Source organism: Pseudorhizobium banfieldiae, from assembly GCF_000967425.1.
Lineage (GTDB): Bacteria > Pseudomonadota > Alphaproteobacteria > Rhizobiales > Rhizobiaceae > Neorhizobium > Neorhizobium banfieldiae.
In genome coordinates this window covers 656,327-674,172 of sequence record NZ_FO082820.1, presented here as the reverse complement: position 1 = coordinate 674,172, position 17,846 = coordinate 656,327, and the positions used below count along the sequence as shown (strand labels likewise).

Annotated in this window: 21 protein-coding genes; 12 read left to right on the top strand and 9 right to left on the bottom strand. The window is 60.9% G+C overall.

Annotated features, from left to right (window positions below; all coding sequences use genetic code 11):
• The first annotated feature begins 4 nt into the window (after window positions 1-4).
• Both NT26_RS03180 and NT26_RS03175 read left to right on the top strand, forming a co-directional pair.
• On the top strand, window positions 5-271 hold the full coding sequence (locus tag NT26_RS03180; RefSeq protein WP_052637330.1) for a PepSY domain-containing protein: 267 nt from the start codon (window positions 5-7) through the stop codon (window positions 269-271).
• 3 nt (window positions 272-274) lie between these two features.
• On the top strand, window positions 275-814 hold the full coding sequence (locus NT26_RS03175) for a cytochrome b/b6 domain-containing protein (protein ID WP_052637329.1): 540 nt from the start codon (window positions 275-277) through the stop codon (window positions 812-814).
• A 57-nt stretch (window positions 815-871) separates the two neighbouring features.
• Here NT26_RS03175 and NT26_RS03170 read toward each other — a convergent pair whose 3' ends face one another.
• Window positions 872-2,515 (bottom strand): phosphoethanolamine transferase, encoded by a 1,644-nt coding sequence (locus NT26_RS03170; RefSeq protein WP_052637328.1) that lies wholly within the window; start codon window positions 2,513-2,515, stop codon window positions 872-874.
• Window positions 2,516-2,919: 404 nt separating this feature from the next.
• On the opposite strand from NT26_RS03170, the gene NT26_RS03160 reads away from it, so the two are divergent.
• On the top strand, window positions 2,920-3,843 hold the full coding sequence (locus NT26_RS03160) for a purple acid phosphatase family protein (RefSeq protein WP_052637326.1): 924 nt from the start codon (window positions 2,920-2,922) through the stop codon (window positions 3,841-3,843).
• A 40-nt stretch (window positions 3,844-3,883) separates the two neighbouring features.
• Here NT26_RS03160 and NT26_RS03155 read toward each other — a convergent pair whose 3' ends face one another.
• A complete protein-coding gene (locus NT26_RS03155; RefSeq protein ID WP_052637325.1) occupies window positions 3,884-4,804 on the bottom strand; it encodes an FAD:protein FMN transferase in 921 nt (306 codons plus the stop codon).
• A 26-nt stretch (window positions 4,805-4,830) separates the two neighbouring features.
• Here NT26_RS03155 and NT26_RS03150 point away from each other — a divergent pair, with 26 nt between their 5' ends.
• From NT26_RS03150 to NT26_RS03125, 6 genes are all read left to right on the top strand, one after another.
• Entirely contained in the window at window positions 4,831-5,130 is a 300-nt protein-coding gene (locus NT26_RS03150; RefSeq protein WP_052637324.1) for an ATP-binding protein, read from the top strand.
• A gap of 82 nt (window positions 5,131-5,212) precedes the next feature.
• Entirely contained in the window at window positions 5,213-5,818 is a 606-nt protein-coding gene (locus tag NT26_RS03145; protein WP_052637323.1) for a TetR/AcrR family transcriptional regulator, read from the top strand.
• 1 nt (window position 5,819) lies between these two features.
• A complete protein-coding gene (locus tag NT26_RS03140) occupies window positions 5,820-6,980 on the top strand; it encodes an efflux RND transporter periplasmic adaptor subunit (RefSeq protein ID WP_052637322.1) in 1,161 nt (386 codons plus the stop codon).
• Complete coding sequence (locus NT26_RS03135) at window positions 6,977-8,110, top strand: ABC transporter permease (protein WP_052637321.1); 1,134 nt, start codon at window positions 6,977-6,979, stop codon at window positions 8,108-8,110. Before NT26_RS03140 ends, NT26_RS03135 begins: the two co-directional genes overlap by 4 nt.
• Window positions 8,111-8,112: 2 nt before the next feature.
• Window positions 8,113-8,832: an ABC transporter ATP-binding protein gene (locus tag NT26_RS03130; protein ID WP_152336844.1), complete on the top strand. Its 720-nt coding sequence runs from the start codon at window positions 8,113-8,115 to the stop codon at window positions 8,830-8,832.
• On the top strand, window positions 8,825-9,241 hold the full coding sequence (locus tag NT26_RS03125) for a hypothetical protein (RefSeq protein WP_052637319.1): 417 nt from the start codon (window positions 8,825-8,827) through the stop codon (window positions 9,239-9,241). The genes NT26_RS03130 and NT26_RS03125 overlap by 8 nt, the downstream gene beginning before the upstream one ends.
• 994 nt (window positions 9,242-10,235) lie before the next feature.
• On the opposite strand, the gene NT26_RS03115 is transcribed toward NT26_RS03125, so the two are convergent.
• Complete coding sequence (locus NT26_RS03115) at window positions 10,236-11,024, bottom strand: glutaredoxin family protein (RefSeq protein WP_052637317.1); 789 nt, start codon at window positions 11,022-11,024, stop codon at window positions 10,236-10,238.
• A 54-nt stretch (window positions 11,025-11,078) separates the two neighbouring features.
• On the opposite strand from NT26_RS03115, the gene NT26_RS03110 reads away from it, so the two are divergent.
• Window positions 11,079-11,483, top strand: coding sequence for a MerR family transcriptional regulator (locus NT26_RS03110; RefSeq protein ID WP_052637316.1), 405 nt, complete (start codon window positions 11,079-11,081; stop codon window positions 11,481-11,483).
• Window positions 11,484-11,548: 65 nt separating this feature from the next.
• Here the strand turns inward: NT26_RS03110 and NT26_RS03105 are convergent, their stop codons facing one another.
• The 6 genes from NT26_RS03105 to NT26_RS03075 all read right to left on the bottom strand — a co-directional run bounded on the left by NT26_RS03105 (window position 11,549) and on the right by NT26_RS03075 (window position 16,389).
• On the bottom strand, window positions 11,549-11,998 hold the full coding sequence (locus tag NT26_RS03105) for a DUF411 domain-containing protein (protein ID WP_052637315.1): 450 nt from the start codon (window positions 11,996-11,998) through the stop codon (window positions 11,549-11,551).
• Window positions 11,999-12,052: 54 nt separating this feature from the next.
• On the bottom strand, window positions 12,053-12,337 hold the full coding sequence (locus NT26_RS03100; protein ID WP_052637314.1) for a copper-binding protein: 285 nt from the start codon (window positions 12,335-12,337) through the stop codon (window positions 12,053-12,055).
• Window positions 12,338-12,357: 20 nt separating this feature from the next.
• A complete protein-coding gene (locus NT26_RS03095; RefSeq protein WP_052637313.1) occupies window positions 12,358-12,834 on the bottom strand; it encodes a cupredoxin domain-containing protein in 477 nt (158 codons plus the stop codon).
• Window positions 12,835-12,864: 30 nt separating this feature from the next.
• On the bottom strand, window positions 12,865-14,223 hold the full coding sequence (locus NT26_RS03090; protein ID WP_052637312.1) for a multicopper oxidase family protein: 1,359 nt from the start codon (window positions 14,221-14,223) through the stop codon (window positions 12,865-12,867).
• Window positions 14,224-14,234: 11 nt separating this feature from the next.
• On the bottom strand, window positions 14,235-15,695 hold the full coding sequence (locus tag NT26_RS03085; protein WP_052641797.1) for a TolC family protein: 1,461 nt from the start codon (window positions 15,693-15,695) through the stop codon (window positions 14,235-14,237).
• A 307-nt stretch (window positions 15,696-16,002) separates the two neighbouring features.
• On the bottom strand, window positions 16,003-16,389 hold the full coding sequence (locus tag NT26_RS03075) for a hypothetical protein (RefSeq protein ID WP_065814509.1): 387 nt from the start codon (window positions 16,387-16,389) through the stop codon (window positions 16,003-16,005).
• 576 nt (window positions 16,390-16,965) lie between these two features.
• On the opposite strand from NT26_RS03075, the gene NT26_RS03070 reads away from it, so the two are divergent.
• Window positions 16,966-17,415, top strand: a complete 450-nt coding sequence (locus NT26_RS03070; protein ID WP_052637309.1) for a DUF305 domain-containing protein — start codon at window positions 16,966-16,968, stop codon at window positions 17,413-17,415.
• A gap of 4 nt (window positions 17,416-17,419) precedes the next feature.
• A complete protein-coding gene (locus NT26_RS03065) occupies window positions 17,420-17,752 on the top strand; it encodes a four-helix bundle copper-binding protein (RefSeq protein ID WP_052637308.1) in 333 nt (110 codons plus the stop codon).
• The last annotated feature ends 94 nt before the right edge of the window (window positions 17,753-17,846 follow it).

The following is a 17,846-nucleotide window of genomic DNA, read 5'->3' as shown; positions in this document are numbered from 1 at the left end:
ATACATGAAGACGTTCATTGCCACTGCCATCGCCGTTCTCGGCATCACCGCAACCTCGTATGCCGCGGAGAAATGCAATGTTCCCGCCGCAGAATGGCAACCACGCGAGGCCCTTCAGGCGAAGCTCGAAAAGGAGGGATGGAAGGTTCGCTCCATCAAGACGGAGGATGGCTGCTACGAGGCGTATGCCATCAACGTCAAGGGTCAGAAGGTGGAAGCCTATTTCGATCCCAAGAGCTTCGCTGCGGTCGATGTGAAGATCGAGGACTAGGTGATGTCGGCAAAAGTGGAGGTGTGGGATCCGTACGTGCGAATCTTCCACTGGAGCCTAGTGGCAAGCATTGCGCTGGCCTGGCTGGCAGCCGATGAGGTCAAGGATGTGCACGAGTTCGCCGGCTATGCCGCCGGCGCGCTTGTGGCGTCGCGCCTCGTGATGGGCCTGATCGGCAGCAGATATGCCCGGTTCAGCCAGTTCGTCCGCGGCCCACGAAAGACGATCGCATATGCGGCAGCAATGCTGAGAAACCGCGAGCCGCGCCATATGGGCCATAATCCTCTCGGTGGGCTGATGATCCTGCTGCTGATTTTCCTCGTATCGCTTGCCGGTCTCACCGGATGGCTGCAGACGACGGATGCTTATTGGGGTGTGGAGTGGGTGAGCGAGGCTCACGAGATCGTCGTCAACACCCTCCTCGTATCCATCGCGCTGCATGTTTTTGGGGTAGCCGTGGAGAGCGTCAGGCATGGCGAGAACCTAGCGCTCGCCATGGTGACCGGCCGCAAGCGTCCGCCGGAAAACGATGACATAGCCTGAACTCCTGCTTCGACACCGAGCGCCGCGGCCTACGCTGCGGCGCTTTCCGCTATCGGTTCAGCCGGACAAGCGGGACCTGCAACGGGTGGCAAGATCAAGCTGGGGATCGCGTACCGCCGTCTCCACGCGCATCAGTCCCAGGACCGTATGGAACAGGTTGTCATGCGACTGCGGCGGACCTGTTTCGGCTTTTAGGCAGGTTCCCGAATAATCTGCCTGTGCCTCGGTCCCGAGCCACAGCAGAAACGGCACGTGGGTCTGCTCGCTCGGTGCGATGAGGTAGGGCGCGCCATGCAGGTAGAGCCCGTACTCGCCGAGTGACTCGCCGTGGTCGGACATATAAAGGAGCGACACATCGAGCCGCTCCTGCTCCTCCTCGAGCCTAGCGATAGCCTGGGCCAGAACATGGTCCGTGTAGAGGATCGTATTGTCGTACGCGTTGACAATCTCCTCTTGGCTGCACTCGGAAAACTCGGCGCTCCGGCAATCGGGGACGAAGCGCCGGAACTCTTGCGGATAGCGCAGGTAATATGATGGGCCGTGGCTACCAATCTGGTGCAAGACGAGGACGGTATCCCGCTGGACCGCGCCTATGCGGGCGTCGAGCTCGTCGAGGAGTATCCCATCCTGACATTCACCATCCGCACAGAACTGCGCATCCTCGCGCGCGACGAGGGAGCGCTCCGGGACCCGTGCCGCGATTTCCTTGGATCCGGTGTTATTGTCCCACCATTCGATCGAGACGCCGGCATGGGACAGAACGTCCAGCAGGTTTTCCGTCGCCCTCCCCTTCTCATGCGAATAGTCGGAGCGACCATAGACTGAAAACATGCAGGGCAGAGAGACCGCAGTCGCAGTCCCACAACTCGTGGTGTCACGGAAATAGTATATAGCCTTGCCTGACAGTTCCGGATTCGTCTGTCGGACATATCCTCCAAGAGAGAAATTTTCGGCACGAGCCGTCTCACCCACGACGACAACCAACAATCGCGGCTTCCGCTGAGACGCAGAATCGCTGACGCCCGCATCCTCACCTATAGGCGCTGCTACGACGTTGACCTCGGCTGAACTGCGTAGCGCGAACTGCACCGTCGTAACAAGCGGAGCGAACGGGTTCAGGGTAGGCAGCCAGTCACGATGGGCACGCGTCGCAGCGGCATAGGCCCCCGCGTGGGAAAGGCCGGCGATGAGCGCAACCGCAAGCGCTGGAAAAATGACGACCAAATTGGTCCGCAGCTTTTTCCGGAAGTCCTGATGCCGGACCCTGATCCAGACAAGAAGCATGCTCGGCAATACGCCGTAGATCAGCAGGTGCAGCAGGAACGCCGGCGTGATCAGGTGGCTGGCCTCGGCACTGTTGGTCTCGGCCGCGTTGCGGATCATCTCGACGTCCACGATCACGCCATAGCGATCCATGAACCAGGCCATCGCTGCACTGGCGAGAATGAGCAGGATGAAGGCGGGCTTCATGGCATATTTCACGGAAAGGGAGACGCAAAGTGCAACATAAAGTGCGGCAAGTCCAATGCCGAAGAACGCTATCGTTGCCATCCGCCCATCGAGATAAAGCCAGCCTTTCGACCAGAAGCTCCGATTCATCAGGAGAAGCAGATAGAGCGCGACGAATATGCTCACGGCGATGCTACTAACCTGCGGACGCCACTGAGTTCTTACATGAACATTCGCCGTTCGCTTGCTCATCGAATTCCAGATCACACTCAGGCACCTGTTGTACGCTGATAGGCTCTTGTCCGGAGAAGCTGACAACACGCTGAACGTGCGGTGTCTTCAGCTCTGTGTCAGGTTCTTGACGCATGCCGCCAACATGGAAAGAGGTTGGTGCGTGAACTCGAAGCGCTCGCGGTTAGGAATTCTGTTTGTGATGGCACTGCTCACACTAGTGTTGACGATCCCCCTCGCCCAGACCTCACAATCACGCGCCAACCGCAGCATGCAGCGCGAGTTGTCCATCCTTGGCGGCGGCTAGGATATCTCCACCGCTCCGTTTGCTGGCGCATGCACCGCAAAGGAGGCGAAAAGGCAGTATTCAGGCTGCTGTCAGCTTAGGGCTCTAGCCGCGTATGGGACACAGACAGGGATCACAGATGCTGATGCGCCGAAGAGACTTCCTGTGTGCCACTGCTGCAGGCTTCTTGGTGAGCAAGGCGGGCGCCGGCGCAGTGCTCGCCCCAGCTTTGGGCGACGAGCTCGCATTCGTTGCCATCGGCGACTGGGGCAATCCTGGCCATCATGATGCCGCGGTGCGGGTAGCACAGGCGATGGCTGAGACAGGTCGGGAAGCAAACGTGCAATTCGTCCTGGCGGTCGGGGACAACTTCTATCCTAGAGGCGTATCCAGCGCCGAGGACCCCGTCTGGACGACCGTCTTCGAAAAGACCTATTCGAGAGAAGCGCTGGACGTTCCGTGGTATGCCGTGCTCGGGAACCACGATCACAAGGGCAATTCACAGGCGCAGATCGACTACACCAGTCGCAGCCCGCGCTGGAACATGCCGAAGCCCTACTACACATTGCACCGCGAGCTCTCGGGCGTGGCCGCCGACTTCTTCTTCATCGACACGACGCCCATCGCCGATGCTCGCTGGTGGCGGACGGTCGTGTGGAGCGATCCGTCCGTGACGGAGCAACTTCGCTGGCTGGAACAGGAACTTCAACGAAGCACCGCACGGTGGAAGATCGTCATCGGCCACCATCCCGTCTATTCCGGCGGTTCACATGGAAGCACCAAAGCACTGGTCGACCTCCTTCCCCCGCTGTTCGAGCGGTACGGTGTTCAGCTCTACATCAACGGCCATGACCTGCAACACATCAAAAGGGCTGGCATCTCCTACGTGACCTCGGGTGCCGCTGCCAATACGCGGGAGGTCCAGCCGATCGACGGGACGCTCTTTTCCGCGGCCAAGCTCGGATTCCTGCTTGTTCGTCTCTCACCAGTCACCGCTACGCTAACATTCATTGGCGATCGCTCCGAAACGCTGTACGAGACGATGATCGCCACAAGGGCCTGAACCTCCAGGAGAAGAACCCGCCGAAGCCCTGCCTTGCCCTTCAACAGAAATGCGCGGCTGAGACGCCTTCCGAAAACAGCTGCCCGATGCCAAGGCTCCGGCAACTACCTCCCGGCTGGCGCATGATGAAGAGTGCCTGCAGCCTGTTCCGCATCGCGAGCCCGGGTCCGGCCTCAGGACCCGCCACCATCAATGCGGTGGCCCAGGCATCGGCCTCCGCGCAGGTCCGGGCGACGACGGTCACAGAAGCGGGCGAGGAGAGAAGCGACGCGCCGGTTTGCGGGTTCATCGTGTGCGACACCCGTCGACCCTGCACCTCGACCCAGTGCCGGTAATCGCCCGACGTGGCGACGGCGGCGTCCTGAAGCGCCAGGATCGAGTGGGGCGCGCGACGATCCGGATCCGGTTGCTCAACAGCGATTGTCCAGCCCTCGCCGTCCGGACGCGTGCCGATCGCCCTCATCTCGCCGTCGATCCCGACGAGCGCCTGGCAGATGCCCAACGCCTGGTGCGTTTTCGCGAGGCGATCAGCCCCATAGCCCTTGGCGATGCCATTGAGGTCCAGCCTCACCGGCGCAAGTTTGCGGATGCGCCCCTCATGGAGCTCCAGGATCTCGTCGGTGGCTCGACGCCTTGCTCTCATCGCTGCCTTGATAGCATGCGTGTCGGCTGCGGCGGGACCAAACCCCCAGGCCCCAACCGCGTCGCCCAGGCCGATATCGAACAAGCCGCCCGATTCATGGCCGATCTTCAACCCGAGCTCAATAACCTGTCGGAGGTCAGCGGCAACCGAAACCCATTCGCCAACCGGTGCCCGGTTCAGACACATGAGGTCACTGTCCGACTTCCAGGTGGACATGCTGCGATCCACGGCCTCCACCGCCGTCTGAAGCGCGGACCGCACGGGCGTAGGATCAAATTCCGGCGGCGCGAAGAACAGCGCCGACCACCGGGCGCCCATGGTAGGTCCATTCACCGCATGCCGCCTTGCGTCATGGATCGGACGATCAGCCGATCGACGTGTCGCTGCTGAACGACGGGATCCTGACGGTTGCCAGCGAGGCAGCCATCACCCCCGAAAAGACCCTGTCGCCGCTTGCGACCCGCTTCGAGCGCGGGGGCCGGAGCACGGAAGGACGCGGGCTGGGTCTCGCCATCGTTGCAGCGATCGCCGAGCGCATCGGCAGCAGACTGATTCTCAAGTCTCCCCGGGCTGGAGGGAAATCTGGTTTCCAGGCGAGCCTGCAGCTTCCGATTTCGAGGGCAGCGGCTGGCGGTGTCCAGTAGGTCCCTCGCCCCGTGATACATCATTGACACACCGAAGAAAGTCAGTTAGTTATTACTTACTAACCCAAGGGAGGGGGTGGTCGTGAGGAAGACAGCGGAAGAGCGCAAAGAACAGATCCTCACGGTAGCACTTCGGCTCGCAGACGAGTTGGGGCCGGATCGCCTCACCACTGGCGCGGTAGCTGACGCAATCGGGCTGACGCAGCCGGCCATCTTCCGACACTTCCCGACCAAGCAGGCCCTATGGGCGGCTTTGGCGATAAGAACTCGTCAGCGAATGCACTCATCATGGCAAGCCGCGCTTGGCGATCAGATCTCCTCAGAGGCTCGCATTGCCGCGGTGATTGACACGCAACTGAGTACAATCGCGGAAAACCCTGCGCTGCCCGCCATCCTCTTCTCGCGCGAACTGCAAGTTGAGAACGGTGATCTGCGCAAGACATTCGCCGGAGCCATGGCTGCATTCCGCAACCTCCTGCACGATGAAGTCGCCAAAGGGCGTGATGCAGGGGTCTTCCGCCGTGATCTGGACCCGTCCGACGCAGCCGCGCTGCTTCTGTCGCTTGTTCAGGGGCTGGCGATCCGCTGGTCGCTTGGCGCCCGCGAATTCGATGTCAGGCAGGAGGGCGCGCGCCTCGTCCAGGTGCAACTCCGGCTGTTTGCGGCATCTCCTCAGAGGAGGGCTTAATATGACGACGAAATCACTGTCCTATCTGGCAATCGCAGCGCTCGTGATCATCGCAGGCGGCACCTACGCCTTTGTTGTTGCAAGGCCCCTGCCCCTCCCCGTCGCGTCCAGTGAGAAGGACGTCGCCATCCGGGTGTATGGCCTTGGCACGGTGGAAGCCCGGATCGTTTCCAGGATCGGTTTCCAGGTGGGCGCAGCGTTGACGCAACTTCGCGCCGATGAAGGCGACACAGTCGCCCGAGGAGACCTGCTCGCAAGTCTCGATCAGGACGCCCAGGAAGCCCGTGTGGCGCGCGCCCAGGCGGCCGTGGATGCCGCAACAGCCAATCTCGCCAAGGCCGAGGCGAATGTGGGAAGGGCGGAAGCCGTTCTTCAACAGCGGCGCGCAGCAAACGAACGGCAGCAGGAACTTGCGGGACGCAATGTAAGCTCTCGCCAGGCAGCCGAGGAAGCGAAACGGGATGTCGACGTTGCTTACGCCGATGTCACCGTCGCACGGACCGACGTCTCCGTTGTCAGGTCTCAGGCAGAGGATGCCGCTGCCGCCTTTGCCTACGAGCAGGCCATCCTGAAGCAGCACACGCTCACGGCACCGTTCGACGGGATCGTCGTGGATCGACATGTGGAGGCGGGAACGGTTGTTCGTGCCGGCGACGTCATCTACACGCTCATGGATCCGACAAGCGTGTGGGTGCTCGCCTATATCGATGAGGAGCGTGGCGGTTCGCTGGCGGTCGGCCAGGATGCCGAGGTGCGTCTGCGGTCGATGCCGCACGATGTCTACCGCGGCAAGGTGGCCCGGATCGGCATAGAGAGTGACCGCACCAACGAGGAACGTCGCGTCTGGATTGCGTGCGAGGTCTGCCCTCCCCGCGCCTATCTCGGGGAACAGGCCGAGGTCCTGGTGACGGTGGCGAAGCTTGAGCAGGCACTTCTGGTTCCGGAGGCGGCAATCCGGGGGTTCGACGGCCACAGGGGCAAGGTCTTCATCATCGAGGATGGTCGGCTGGTCGAGGTCGAACTGACGTTCGGCCATCGTACCGAAGACGGGCGTGTCGAAGTGTCGGGCGGATTGCCCGAGGAGGCCATAATCGTCACGGCTCCGACCAAAGGATTGTCCGAGGGGCGCAAGGCACGTGCGATCGATGAGACTTCGCCATGAACCTTGCCTATCGCGACGTCCGCCACAACCTTTTCCGCTTCGTTCTGACCTGCTTCGGGCTCGGTTTGCTGATGGCGGTCGTCCTCGCCATGATGGGCATCTACAACGGCCTTGTTGCGGATGCGCTGAACATCGTGCGGGCTCCGCAGGCTGACCTGTGGGTGGTGGAAGCGGGCCGGCTCGGCCCATTCGCGGAGGCGTCGAAGATACCCGCGGACACCCGTGAGGCCGTGGCACGTCTGCACGGCGTGGACGATGCAGGTGGCATCACCTACCAGACGATCGAGGCACCGGTCGCCGGGCGTACCTTGAGACTCTACCTGATCGGTTACGAGCATGGCCATCTCGGCGGTCCGCCCGAGATCGCCGAGGGCCGGCAGATCCAGCGGAGCCATTTCGAGCTGGTCGTCGACCGCAAGGCGGGCCTTACCATCGGCGACCGGATCACCCTCGGTCGTGACCGCTACACCGTGGTTGGACTGATAGAAGATGCCGTAAATTCAGGTGGCGATCCCGTCGCCTATGTCACGTTGCCGGATGCGCAGGCGCTCCAGTCGCAACTTGCCCCGCCCGCCGCCAGGATTCAGTCGGCACGCGGAGACGTGCCTTCCAGCAGCAACACGATCGCAGCCGTGGTCGCCCGGATTAAACCCGATGCGGATGTCGCATCGATTGCGCAGACGGTGCGCCAATGGAAGCACCTGTCTGCCATGACGCAGGTGGAGCAGGAGGAGTTGCTGGTACGGTCCGTGGTCGATCGAGCCCGTCGCCAGATCGGGCTGTTCCTCGGGATCCTGCTGACGGTCTCCGCCGTGGTCATCGCCCTCATCATCTATACGATGACCATGGAAAAGCTGAAGCAGATTGCCACCCTGAAGCTGATCGGGGCGCCCGACCGCACAATCGTCGCGCTGATCGTGCAGCAGGCCGTAGCACTCGGCACCGTCGGATGGAGCCTCGGCTTGGTCCTGATCCTGCTGATCAAGGACTTCTTCCCCCGCCGGGTCATGCTCGAACCCATCAACGCACTTGCGCTGGCGGGCATCATCTTCGTGGTGTGCGTGCTTGCGAGCGGTCTCGGCGTACGTGCGGCCCTCAAGGTCGATCCGGCAACGGCGATCGGAGGATGACCATGACCGACACCGATAAGAAACCGGTCGTGGAAGTCGCCTCGCTTTCGAAACATTATGGCGAGGGCCCGACCCGGGTGGATGCCTTGCGCGATGTCGATCTCAAGGTTTCTCCGGGTGAGGTCGTGGCGCTGCTCGGCCCTTCCGGATCAGGCAAGACGACCCTGCTCAACGTCATCGGTTGCATCATCGATCCAAGCGAAGGCCGCGTGCGGCTCGACGGAGAGACCGTCTATGACAATCGTTGGCTGAGGGGTGATCTCCGGCGCCTGCGGCTCGACAAGATCGGCTTTATCTTCCAGTTCCACAATCTCCTGCCCTTCCTCAACGCACGCGACAATGTCGCCCTTGTGCTGCACCTGGCGGGCAAACCGGCCGCCGAAGCGCAGCGGCGCGCCGTCGAACTGCTGGACCATCTCGAAGTCGGCCATCGCAAGGACGCCATGCCGGCGCTGCTCTCCGGCGGTGAAGCCCAACGCGTCGCCATCGCCAGAGCGCTCGCCAACAGCCCGCGCATCATCCTCGCCGACGAACCGACCGCGGCACTTGATTCCAAGCGAGCCGGGATCGTCATGGATCTGCTTCGCAAGCTGGCGGCCGAGCACGATGCCTGCATCATCGCCGTCACGCACGACGAGAAGATCTATGATCGCTTCGACCGGCTGTATCATCTCCGAGACGGGCTTCTGGAAGGCATAGAAGGGAGTGCATGGCATGGATGAATTGCCGAAATCGCCGATGCACCTGAAAGTCTTGGCCGGGGTCGGGCTTGTATTTGGCGTGCTGACGGTCGTTTCAGGTGGGACTGCCATCTTCGGACCAGCGACGGCGACGGACGTCCTCGGAAATGTCGTACCCTTCGTTCTGTGGTTCAACTTCCTGGCCGGCGTCGCCTATGTCGCCTCAGGCCTGGGCCTTTTCCTGCGCCAGGACTGGGCGGTCGGTCTGTCACTCGCCCTGTTCGTCGCGACGTTCCTGATCCTGGTGGGGTTTGCGATACACGTCGCTACGGGCGGGCTCTACGAAATGAGGACCGTCGGCGCGCTGCTTTTGCGCACCGCGGTCTGGGCAGCGATTGCCTTCTACGCCCGGCGCGCGTCGTGGTACCGCCACGGCGGTAACGTCCTCTAAGCATCCATTGCCCCCCTCTTTGAAGCTTCGCGCTTGTGTCCCGCAGGAAAGATGGGGAGCAATCTTTGCAAGGACCGGCTTCAGATGATCGACCAGCGCCGCCCGGCAAAGAACGATCTCGTCCCAGTAAGGAGAGAAGAACTCTCGCTGAAGGTCCGCAACTGGCAGCCCGAGATCGTCCTCAACGGTCGATGCCCACGGTCTTCCGTCGGAAGGGCGGCCGCAAACCAGGACGCAATCCACATCGATCATCAACGCTTGGATCGACGACATCTACCCCTCCATGTGCTCAGCGATAGCCTCGGCGTCTTCTCTGCCCTTGCTAGTAAGTCCGGTGTCGTACCAGCCACCCACCTTCTTCGCTGTGTGGTGAATGGACTGCGGATGCGTCACAACGAAGAGCTCTTTCCTCAACTCACTCGAATCAAAGAGACGGCATATTCCCAGATAAAGCGATCCTGCCATGACGGTAGTCGGCCTCCGAATGGGGAGCCATGCTGCAAGTGCAGCTTTCGTCTGCTTGGTCACTTCGAACTGTACGGGCCGCTTCGTCTCCTTCTGGATGATGGTGGCTCGATCCCCACCAGACCACAGGTCTTCGACCTTCAGTCTTACTAGGTCGCAGGCGCGAAGATTGCTCTGTGACGGCGAGATTGAAGAGCGCTAGCTCTTTAATCGCTCCGCACATTTCCAGTCGAACACGGATCCACGACACGTTCTTTGGCTGAAGTGGGCGCTTCTGACCGACTAAGATACCCTTGTTCCAGGGGCGGCGGGACGTAGTGGTGCAATATCCATGAGGAGTTCTCCGCCACTCCTCCCGCCGCGTCGCCTCCATCAGGGCAGCGGATCATCGCACATTTCGTCGCTACTCGGCCTAAAGCGGGACATGGCCTATGCCGCCAAGCTTTGGGCACTACAGTACCCTCGTAAGTCAGGGTGCCTGAGGCTTTGTCAGCATCAGGCACCTTGGCAGACGTCTCTTGCACTGTCGCTACATTGCATGACCAGGGGCGAGCCCCGTCGAAGCGAGTGCCATCCAGATCGCCATGGCGATCATCATCAGGTTCTCGGTCAGAGAGATTAAGCCGAGCGGTACATTGCTCGATCCACCAACGCAGGCGCACTTCAGCTCCCGTCTGTCGATGTAGACCGCCTTGAAGACCGAGACTGCTCCAATGGTGCCGATGAATAGCGCCACCGGGACAGAGAGCCAGTTCGCCACTCCGGCCACCATCAGAACGCCTGCCAGCCCCTCCGCGTAAGGATAGATGTAGCTGTAGGGAACCCAACGTTTAGCCAGGAGGTCGTAGTTCAGGAACATGGTCGCGAAACTCTCGACGTTCTGGAGCTTCAGCATCGCCAGAACGACCATGGAAAAGGCGATGAACCACTCCGCTGCGCGCAGTGTGAACGGGTTGCCCAGGACGGCATAGCTTGCAGCGAGAGCCATCAGAGCCGTCAGCGTAAACAGAACGATGACCGGCCGATAGGTGGTCGCTTTGGGGTCGGCCACTGACTTCCCGAGGAACCTGCGCAGGTCATCGTGGCCGCCGACACGGTAGCCGCTGACAAATACCTGCGGAGTGGTCGAGACACCATGCTTCGCCTTGAACGCATCGGTCTCTTCACGGGTGGTCAGGTGGTGGTCCTCGACCTTGTAGCCTTCCCGGCGGAGCAGGTCCTTTGCCTTCAGGCCATAGGGGCAGGTATGCCCGGGCATGACCATCCGGTAGAGGACGGCCTTCTTCTCCAGCAATGCGGGGTCTGTTCTCTCCAACATTTTCACGTTTCCTTCGTCTTGTGAAACCGTTGGTGAGACCATAGGTTCCGTACCATGGTACGGAGTCAAGCCCCTATGGATATGACAATCGGAAAATTCGCGGCCACAGGAAAAGTCGGGGTGGAAACCATCAGGTTCTACCAGCGCAAGGGTCTTCTGCGGACGCCGAAGCGCCTGGAAGGTGGCAGGCGCTATGGAAGCGAGGACGTCCGGCGGCTCCTGTTCATCAAGCAGGCCCAGTCGGCTGGATTCACGCTGGAGGAGATCAGGGAACTGCTCGATCTCGATGCGAGCGATGACAGGGAGCGCGCTCGCGAGGCCGCCAGGGCACGTCTCGCCGCACTCAATGAGCGGATCAGCGAATTGAACAGGGCGCGCGAGGCTCTGGAACGGCTGATCGGCGAATGTGCCTCAGGCAAGAAGGGGCCTTGCCCTATCCTGGCATCATTCGGACTGTAGGCTCTGTGCCTGCAGCCTTCCTCGCAGTCGTCTTTGCGGCGGTTCCCCTTGCAGCGGCGAATGCTCTAGCTCGGTCTCACCGCAAGATAGACGTAAGGTGCTGAACCGTCGCGAGGCACGGCCATCACGTCATAGCTAGCCCGTGGGTCATCCCCCATGCCAAGTGAGCCGGATGGCATGCCCGCGACGGCAAGCCCGGCAAGCGGCGGACGTTCGCGTAGAAGTTTCTCTGCAGCGTCCAGGGGGACATGTCCTTCAAGGTAGTAGCCGTCGACTTCCGCCGTATGGCAGCCCCACAGATCAGGGGGGACTTTGAGACCGACCTTCACGGCATCCATGTCGGCTTCGTTGACGGTACTGACGTCATATCCGGCCTTGCCGAAGGCCGATGCCCATGCGGCGCAACATCCGCAGTTCGCGTCCTTGTGAACCGTCATTTTCGGTGCTGCTGCTAGGACCATGCCCGGAGCGGCTACTGCCGATGCGACCAGGCTGATGAATGTTCTACGTTTCATCTGCTTCTCCTCTAGGGTTCTGGCCGCCACGGGTTGCCGGGGCGGCCAAGGTCTTTACTTCAGCTGCGTGACAGTCAGCTTACCGTTCAGACGGTCAGCAACGAACTCGACGCTCGAACCCTGCTTCATCTTGTCCAGCATCGCCTCATCCTTCACATAGAAGACCATGGTCATTGCTGGCATGTCGAGGCTCTTCAGCTCTTCGTGGATGAGGGTAACCTTCTTGGCCTTGGTGTCGACCTTCTTGACCGTGCCCTTGGTGAACTCCTGGGCGAAGGCTCCGGTGAACGCACCCAAGGTCAGGACAGCGGCAAGCGCGATGTTGAGAATTGCTTTCATGGCAGTGTTCCTTTCGTTTCCTACTTCTTGGCGACGGTGACGTTGCCGTGCATTCCGGCGTCGTAGTGGCCGGGCACGAGGCAGGCGACCTTGAAGACGCCGTCATTCGTGAACTTCCAGACGATCTCTCCAGATTCGCCCGGCGCCAGCCGGATCGCGTTAGGGTCGTCGTGCTCCATCTCGGGGAACTTCTCCATGAGAGCCTTGTGCTCCATGACCTTGTTCTCCTGGTCGAGAACGAATTCGTGGTCCACTTCACCATCGTTCTTCACGGCAAAGCGGATCGTCTGGCCCTTGCGGACCTTGAAGCTATCCGGTGTGAAGACCATGCGGCCGTCATCGGTTTCCTTCATGCTGACACGAATCGTCTGGGTGACCTTCGACTTCTGTCCGGGTTCACCCACCGCCATCTCGCCGTGACCTCCGGCGTGGTTTCCGGCGGCGATGACGGGTGTGGCCAGACCGGCCATGAGCAGGGTGATAACTGCAGTCTTCATAGGCTTTATCCTTCCTTTGGTGAGTTTCGATCAGTGGTGTTCCGAATGGTTCGGGGTGATTGTGGTCGTCGCGTCGGTGGCCTTGGGCGCATCTGGGAGGCTTCCGGTCCATTCCCATGCCTGGGTGCCGGGCGGGTTCTCGTACCAGCCCGGATCGCTGTAATCGCCAGCGGAGATGCCCTCGCGAACCTTCACGACCGAGAACATGCCGCCCATCTCGATGGGGCCATGCGGGCCCCACCCGGTCATCATGGGCACAGTATTTTCGGGTATCTCCATGGACATCTCGCCCATGTCCGCCATCCCGGCAGTCCCCATGGGCATGTATTCCGGCTGCAAGCGGCGGATTTTCTTCGCCACCTCCTTCTTGTCGACGCCAATAAAGGTCGGGATGTCATGGCCCATGGCATTCATGGTGTGGTGCGACTTGTGGCAGTGGATCGCCCAGTCGCCGACATACTTGGCGTCGAACTCATAGGCGCGCATCGCGCCGACCGGGATGTCGATGCTGACCTCCGGCCAGCGTGCTTCCGGACGCACCCAGCCTCCATCCGTGCAGGTGACCTCGAAGTCGTAGCCGTGCATGTGGATCGGATGGTTGGTCATCGTCAGATTGCCGACGCGGACACGGACCTTGTCATTCTTCGAAACCACAAGCGGGTCGATGCCGGGAAAGACGCGGCTGTTCCAGGCCCAGAGATTGAAGTCGGTCATTTCCATGATGCGCGGGACATAGGAGCCCGGCTCGATGTCGAACGCATTCAGGAGGAAGACGAAGTCGCGGTCGACCGGCATGAAGGTTGGGTCCTTGGGATGGACCACGAAGAAGCCCATCATGCCCATCGCCATCTGGACCATTTCGTCCGAATGCGGGTGGTACATGAAGGTACCCGACTTCACGAGGTCGAACTCGTAGACGAAGGTCTTGCCGACCGGGATATGAGGCTGCGAGAGACCGCCGACACCGTCCATGCCCGAGGGCAGAATCATGCCATGCCAGTGGATCGTCGTGTGCTCCGGAAGCTTGTTCGTGACGAAGATGCGGACCCGGTCACCCTCGACGGCCTCAATCGTCGGCCCAGGGGACTGGCCGTTGTACCCCCAGAGATAGGCCGTCATGCCTTCCGCCATCTCACGTTCGACCGGTTCGGCCACCAGGTGGAACTCCTTGACGCCATTGTTCATCCGGAACGGCAGGGTCCATCCGTTCAGGGTGACCACCGGATTGTAGTCGGGGCCGGTGGTGGGCCTGAGCGGCGTCTGTGTTGCGGCCGTATCCATCAGTGCCGCCTCCGGCAAACCCATGTTGGAAGTCCGGCCCCACGCCTGCGAGGAAACCAATGCGGCACCTGCCGCACCTGCTCCCAGTAATTGTCTTCTGCTGAACATGATCGTTTCCTTTAGTGCCCGCCGCTCTCGGCCGCTTCCGCAGAGGCGACCTCTGTTTCACCGGAAGGCGCACCGGCGCTGCCGCCGTAGACGGCGGGCGCAAGGTTCGCTTCGGCGAGCCAGAAGTCTCTCTTTGCGTTGACTGCGAGGAGGGCTGAATTGACGCTGTCCCGGCTGTCCGAGATCAGTTCGAAGGTGCTTGTGAGCATGCCGTTATAGGTGAGAAGCGACTGCTCCTCGACCGCCTTGCGCAAGGGCAGAACGCTGTTCCTGTAGTGGCGCGCAATGTCGTGGTTGGAGCGGTACGCCTGGTAGGCGGACCTCGCCTCCGAGCGGGCGTTGACCGCCTTTTCCGCCAGTTGGTTGGCCGCCCGCATATAGGCCAGCTCGCCCTTTCGAAGCCGCGCCTGGCCGGAATCGAAGATCGGGATCGTGAACTCCAGAGAAGCGGTCCGCGACACTTCGGAGACAATGCCATGATCTTCCCGTTCGCGCTCCTTCTCCACCATGCCCACCAGCTCGATGTCCGTGACGATCCGGGTTGCGTCCTCCAGCTTGTAGGACTGCGCCGTCGCCTGAAGTTCCAGTCGGGCGATTTGGAGATCGATGCGCTTGTGGAGCGCTTCGGCCTCGATTTCGTCCCGTTTGATCAGGACCCGAGGCAATGACGGGAGCTGGTTCGGTATCTGGAACTCGATGTCGGACCCAGACAGTCCCATCAGCCGGATCAGCTCTTCCTTCGCCAGCCGCGCAGCCAATCTTGCCTTCGCGGTTTCGCCCGTCAGCTCGGCATAGAATACATGTTCCCGGGCTTGCTCTCCCTTAGGCATCGACCCCGCCTCACCCAGTTTCTGGGTCAGATCGGACGCCGCCTCCGCCGCAGCGCGCGCACGGTTGAGGTAGACGACATTCTCCCATGCCGCGACCGCGTTGATCCAGGCCCGGCGGGTATCGGCGGCAAGTGAGATGGTTGCGAGCGCTGCATTGAGCTGCGCCTGCCGGAAGCGTGTCTCGGCGATCTTCATGTTCCTGTCATAGGTCACCAATGACAGGATGTTTGCCGCGATGGCGCCTTCCAGCACCCGGTAGGCTTCAAGCCCGGGTGTGCCGATACCGGAGACGCCAACCGAGAACTTCGGCAGAACCGAAAGCTGCGTCTGCCAGGCATCTGCTGCACTCTCCCCGAGGTCGGCATAGGCCGCCTGAAGGCCCTTGTTGTTGAGCAGTGCCACTTGCACAGCAGTCTCGGCGTCCACCGTCTTCCTGGCCATCAGCGTCTTGACGCGGTCGCGAACCACCTGGGCGTGCTGCTGGTTCTGCACCCACACCGTCTGCTTGCCTGTCGCCTCACCCGCCTTGAGCGAGACATTCAAAAATCCGGCATCCTTGGCGGCATAGTCCGTTGAGACGCAGCCTGCCGCGATGAGCGGCAATGCCAGTACAGAGAGAAGTTTGATCTTCCTGCCGAGCATCATGCTCCCCCTTTCGGAGCCTGGGCGTCGTTGAGACCGCGCCAGGGTTTGGGATCGACAGGAGTGCGATGCGTGTATGCGCCAATCGGATTCTGGTAACGGACCGGCCGGACGTCGGTCACGGTGTCTGGATGGCCAGTCGAGGCCACGACTTCAGGTAGCGTGGAGGTGCACCCGCTCACAACGAGCGGGACGCCCACCACCAGGAATGTCAGCTTCATGGTGAATTTCCGAGAATACAGTCACGACAGCACCAGGCACTCGAAGTGCTCAGGTACAGCAAGCCCCGTCAGGCGGGTGACGGTTCTCAGATGTTGGGTGGTCGGTGAAGAGCCGGAAACTCGCCGAACGTCCTGAGGTCGTTCATGAAGCCCTTGATGGATACGGCCACCGGGTGGGCGAGTTTCGGCATGGGAGCATCAATTGCGAACACGCCACAGTAATCCTGGCAGCAGCTGTTATCCGCAGTGTCGCCATCGCCTTCAGCAGCATGCTCAGAATGATGTCCGTCATCGGTCATCTTCGGGTGAGCATGGACGCCATGAGCCGAATGGTCACCTTCAGCGAAGGAAGCGGAGTCAGGCATGGCGGGATGCATAGCGGCATTGGCGGCCGACATGCTGTAGCCAGCCAGCGACAGCACGACCGCCAGCCTGAAGATCAGCATCATTACCCGCGATGTGATTCTCAACATCCCACTCATGTCCAAAGAATCGCCGTCAGCTTGACGGTTGTCAATCGACCAGCCTCTACAGCACGGACATCTCGTCCTTTGTGTGGCGCTAGAACATCTATCCTGTGGGAAGGTTTGCAGGAGGGACGACGGCGAACCCCATCGCGGCTGGAACTTTCTCCTTTGCTCCGGTGTTTCCAGCCATCGAGCGCGGAGACCCAAGGATGTCCCTATCGGACTTTTTGAAGGCAGTAGTATCGGTGATGGCAGCGACGCTGCTTATGGTCGGCCTCTTCGCTACGACTCCTGCTTTCGCTGCACCGAGCCACCATTGCCCGGAGGTGCAGGCGAGTCACGAGGTATTGGACAGCCAACGCGATGGTCTGGATGTTCAACTTGCCAGAACGTGTTGCGCGCAGATGCACTGCTGTCCGATCCTTCCTGAGCCGCTAGTCTCTGCCCCGCCTGCAGTATCATTCGGTCAACTCCATGTGCACGTCAGACCGGAGCGGCCGCTTCTACTCGTAGCCGCGATTGATCCCCCTCCCAGAACTCCTGCTGCTTGAGTCACGTTCCTCAAAATAACAGGAGTTCAACATGAAGACGTACGTCAAACTCGCAGCCGCCGCGCTCGCTCTCTCCGCTGCCATACTCGCATCCGTTAATCCTGCCGCAGCCGACCCGACATTCCCCGACAAGTGCAAGGGCGACATGCCAATGGGCAGTCAACCGATGCCAGTGGGCGGACAAGGCTCCAATAGTGGTCAGGGGCCGATGGCCGACCTCACTGACTATCAGCAGGCCTCGCTGGAGGCGATGATGTCGATGAACCAGAAGATGATGCAGGGGATGATGAAGGACGATCCCGACGTCTCCTTCATCTGCGGCCTCATCGCACATCATCTCGGTGCAATCGACATGGCGAAGGTCGAGCTGGAGCACGGCGACAACGAAGAGGCGAAGGCGACCGCGCAGAAGGTCATCGATGATCAGACTAAAGAAGTCGAGCGACTGACTGAGTGGGTCGACGAAGAAGTGAAGGAGTAGCGTCATGCACCATATCTCTTCCGATATGAAGCAGTGCATCGACGATTGTCTCGGCTGCTACAGCGAATGCCTCTCCATGGCGATGGGACACTGCCTGGAACTAGGTGGCGAGCACACGGAACCGAAGCACTTCAGGCTGATGATGGCCTGCGCCGAGATTTGCCGCACCTCGGCCCATTTCATGCTGATCGGCACCGAGCACCACAAGCACACTTGCCGCGAATGTGCGGAGATATGCCGCCAGTGCGCCGATGACTGCGAGCGTATCGGCGACATGCAGGCTTGCGTCGACGCCTGCCGCAAGTGTGCTGATAGTTGCGAGCGTATGGCGCAGTAGCACCTTTCGACCACGCGTGCGGAAGGAGCGCCCTCGTCCGTACACTCTCGCTGGACTTGCTGAAGATGTGGAGGTCCAAGGCTCCGTCACAGCA

Excerpts from the sequence above, each read along its gene's own strand:
- NT26_RS03180 (WP_052637330.1), top strand. The coding sequence starts at position 5 with ATGAAGACGTTCATTGCCACTGCCATCGCCGTTCTCGGCATCACCGCA.
- NT26_RS03175 (WP_052637329.1), top strand. The coding sequence starts at position 275 with ATGTCGGCAAAAGTGGAGGTGTGGGATCCGTACGTGCGAATCTTCCAC.
- NT26_RS03170 (WP_052637328.1), bottom strand. The coding sequence starts at position 2,515 with ATGAGCAAGCGAACGGCGAATGTTCATGTAAGAACTCAGTGGCGTCCG.
- NT26_RS03160 (WP_052637326.1), top strand. The coding sequence starts at position 2,920 with ATGCTGATGCGCCGAAGAGACTTCCTGTGTGCCACTGCTGCAGGCTTC.
- NT26_RS03155 (WP_052637325.1), bottom strand. The coding sequence starts at position 4,804 with ATGGGCGCCCGGTGGTCGGCGCTGTTCTTCGCGCCGCCGGAATTTGAT.
- NT26_RS03140 (WP_052637322.1), top strand. The coding sequence starts at position 5,820 with ATGACGACGAAATCACTGTCCTATCTGGCAATCGCAGCGCTCGTGATC.
- NT26_RS03135 (WP_052637321.1), top strand. The coding sequence starts at position 6,977 with ATGAACCTTGCCTATCGCGACGTCCGCCACAACCTTTTCCGCTTCGTT.
- NT26_RS03130 (WP_152336844.1), top strand. The coding sequence starts at position 8,113 with ATGACCGACACCGATAAGAAACCGGTCGTGGAAGTCGCCTCGCTTTCG.
- NT26_RS03125 (WP_052637319.1), top strand. The coding sequence starts at position 8,825 with ATGGATGAATTGCCGAAATCGCCGATGCACCTGAAAGTCTTGGCCGGG.
- NT26_RS03115 (WP_052637317.1), bottom strand. The coding sequence starts at position 11,024 with ATGTTGGAGAGAACAGACCCCGCATTGCTGGAGAAGAAGGCCGTCCTC.
- NT26_RS03110 (WP_052637316.1), top strand. The coding sequence starts at position 11,079 with ATGGTACGGAGTCAAGCCCCTATGGATATGACAATCGGAAAATTCGCG.
- NT26_RS03105 (WP_052637315.1), bottom strand. The coding sequence starts at position 11,998 with ATGAAACGTAGAACATTCATCAGCCTGGTCGCATCGGCAGTAGCCGCT.
- NT26_RS03100 (WP_052637314.1), bottom strand. The coding sequence starts at position 12,337 with ATGAAAGCAATTCTCAACATCGCGCTTGCCGCTGTCCTGACCTTGGGT.
- NT26_RS03095 (WP_052637313.1), bottom strand. The coding sequence starts at position 12,834 with ATGAAGACTGCAGTTATCACCCTGCTCATGGCCGGTCTGGCCACACCC.
- NT26_RS03090 (WP_052637312.1), bottom strand. The coding sequence starts at position 14,223 with ATGTTCAGCAGAAGACAATTACTGGGAGCAGGTGCGGCAGGTGCCGCA.
- NT26_RS03085 (WP_052641797.1), bottom strand. The coding sequence starts at position 15,695 with ATGCTCGGCAGGAAGATCAAACTTCTCTCTGTACTGGCATTGCCGCTC.
- NT26_RS03075 (WP_065814509.1), bottom strand. The coding sequence starts at position 16,389 with ATGTTGAGAATCACATCGCGGGTAATGATGCTGATCTTCAGGCTGGCG.
- NT26_RS03070 (WP_052637309.1), top strand. The coding sequence starts at position 16,966 with ATGAAGACGTACGTCAAACTCGCAGCCGCCGCGCTCGCTCTCTCCGCT.
- NT26_RS03065 (WP_052637308.1), top strand. The coding sequence starts at position 17,420 with ATGCACCATATCTCTTCCGATATGAAGCAGTGCATCGACGATTGTCTC.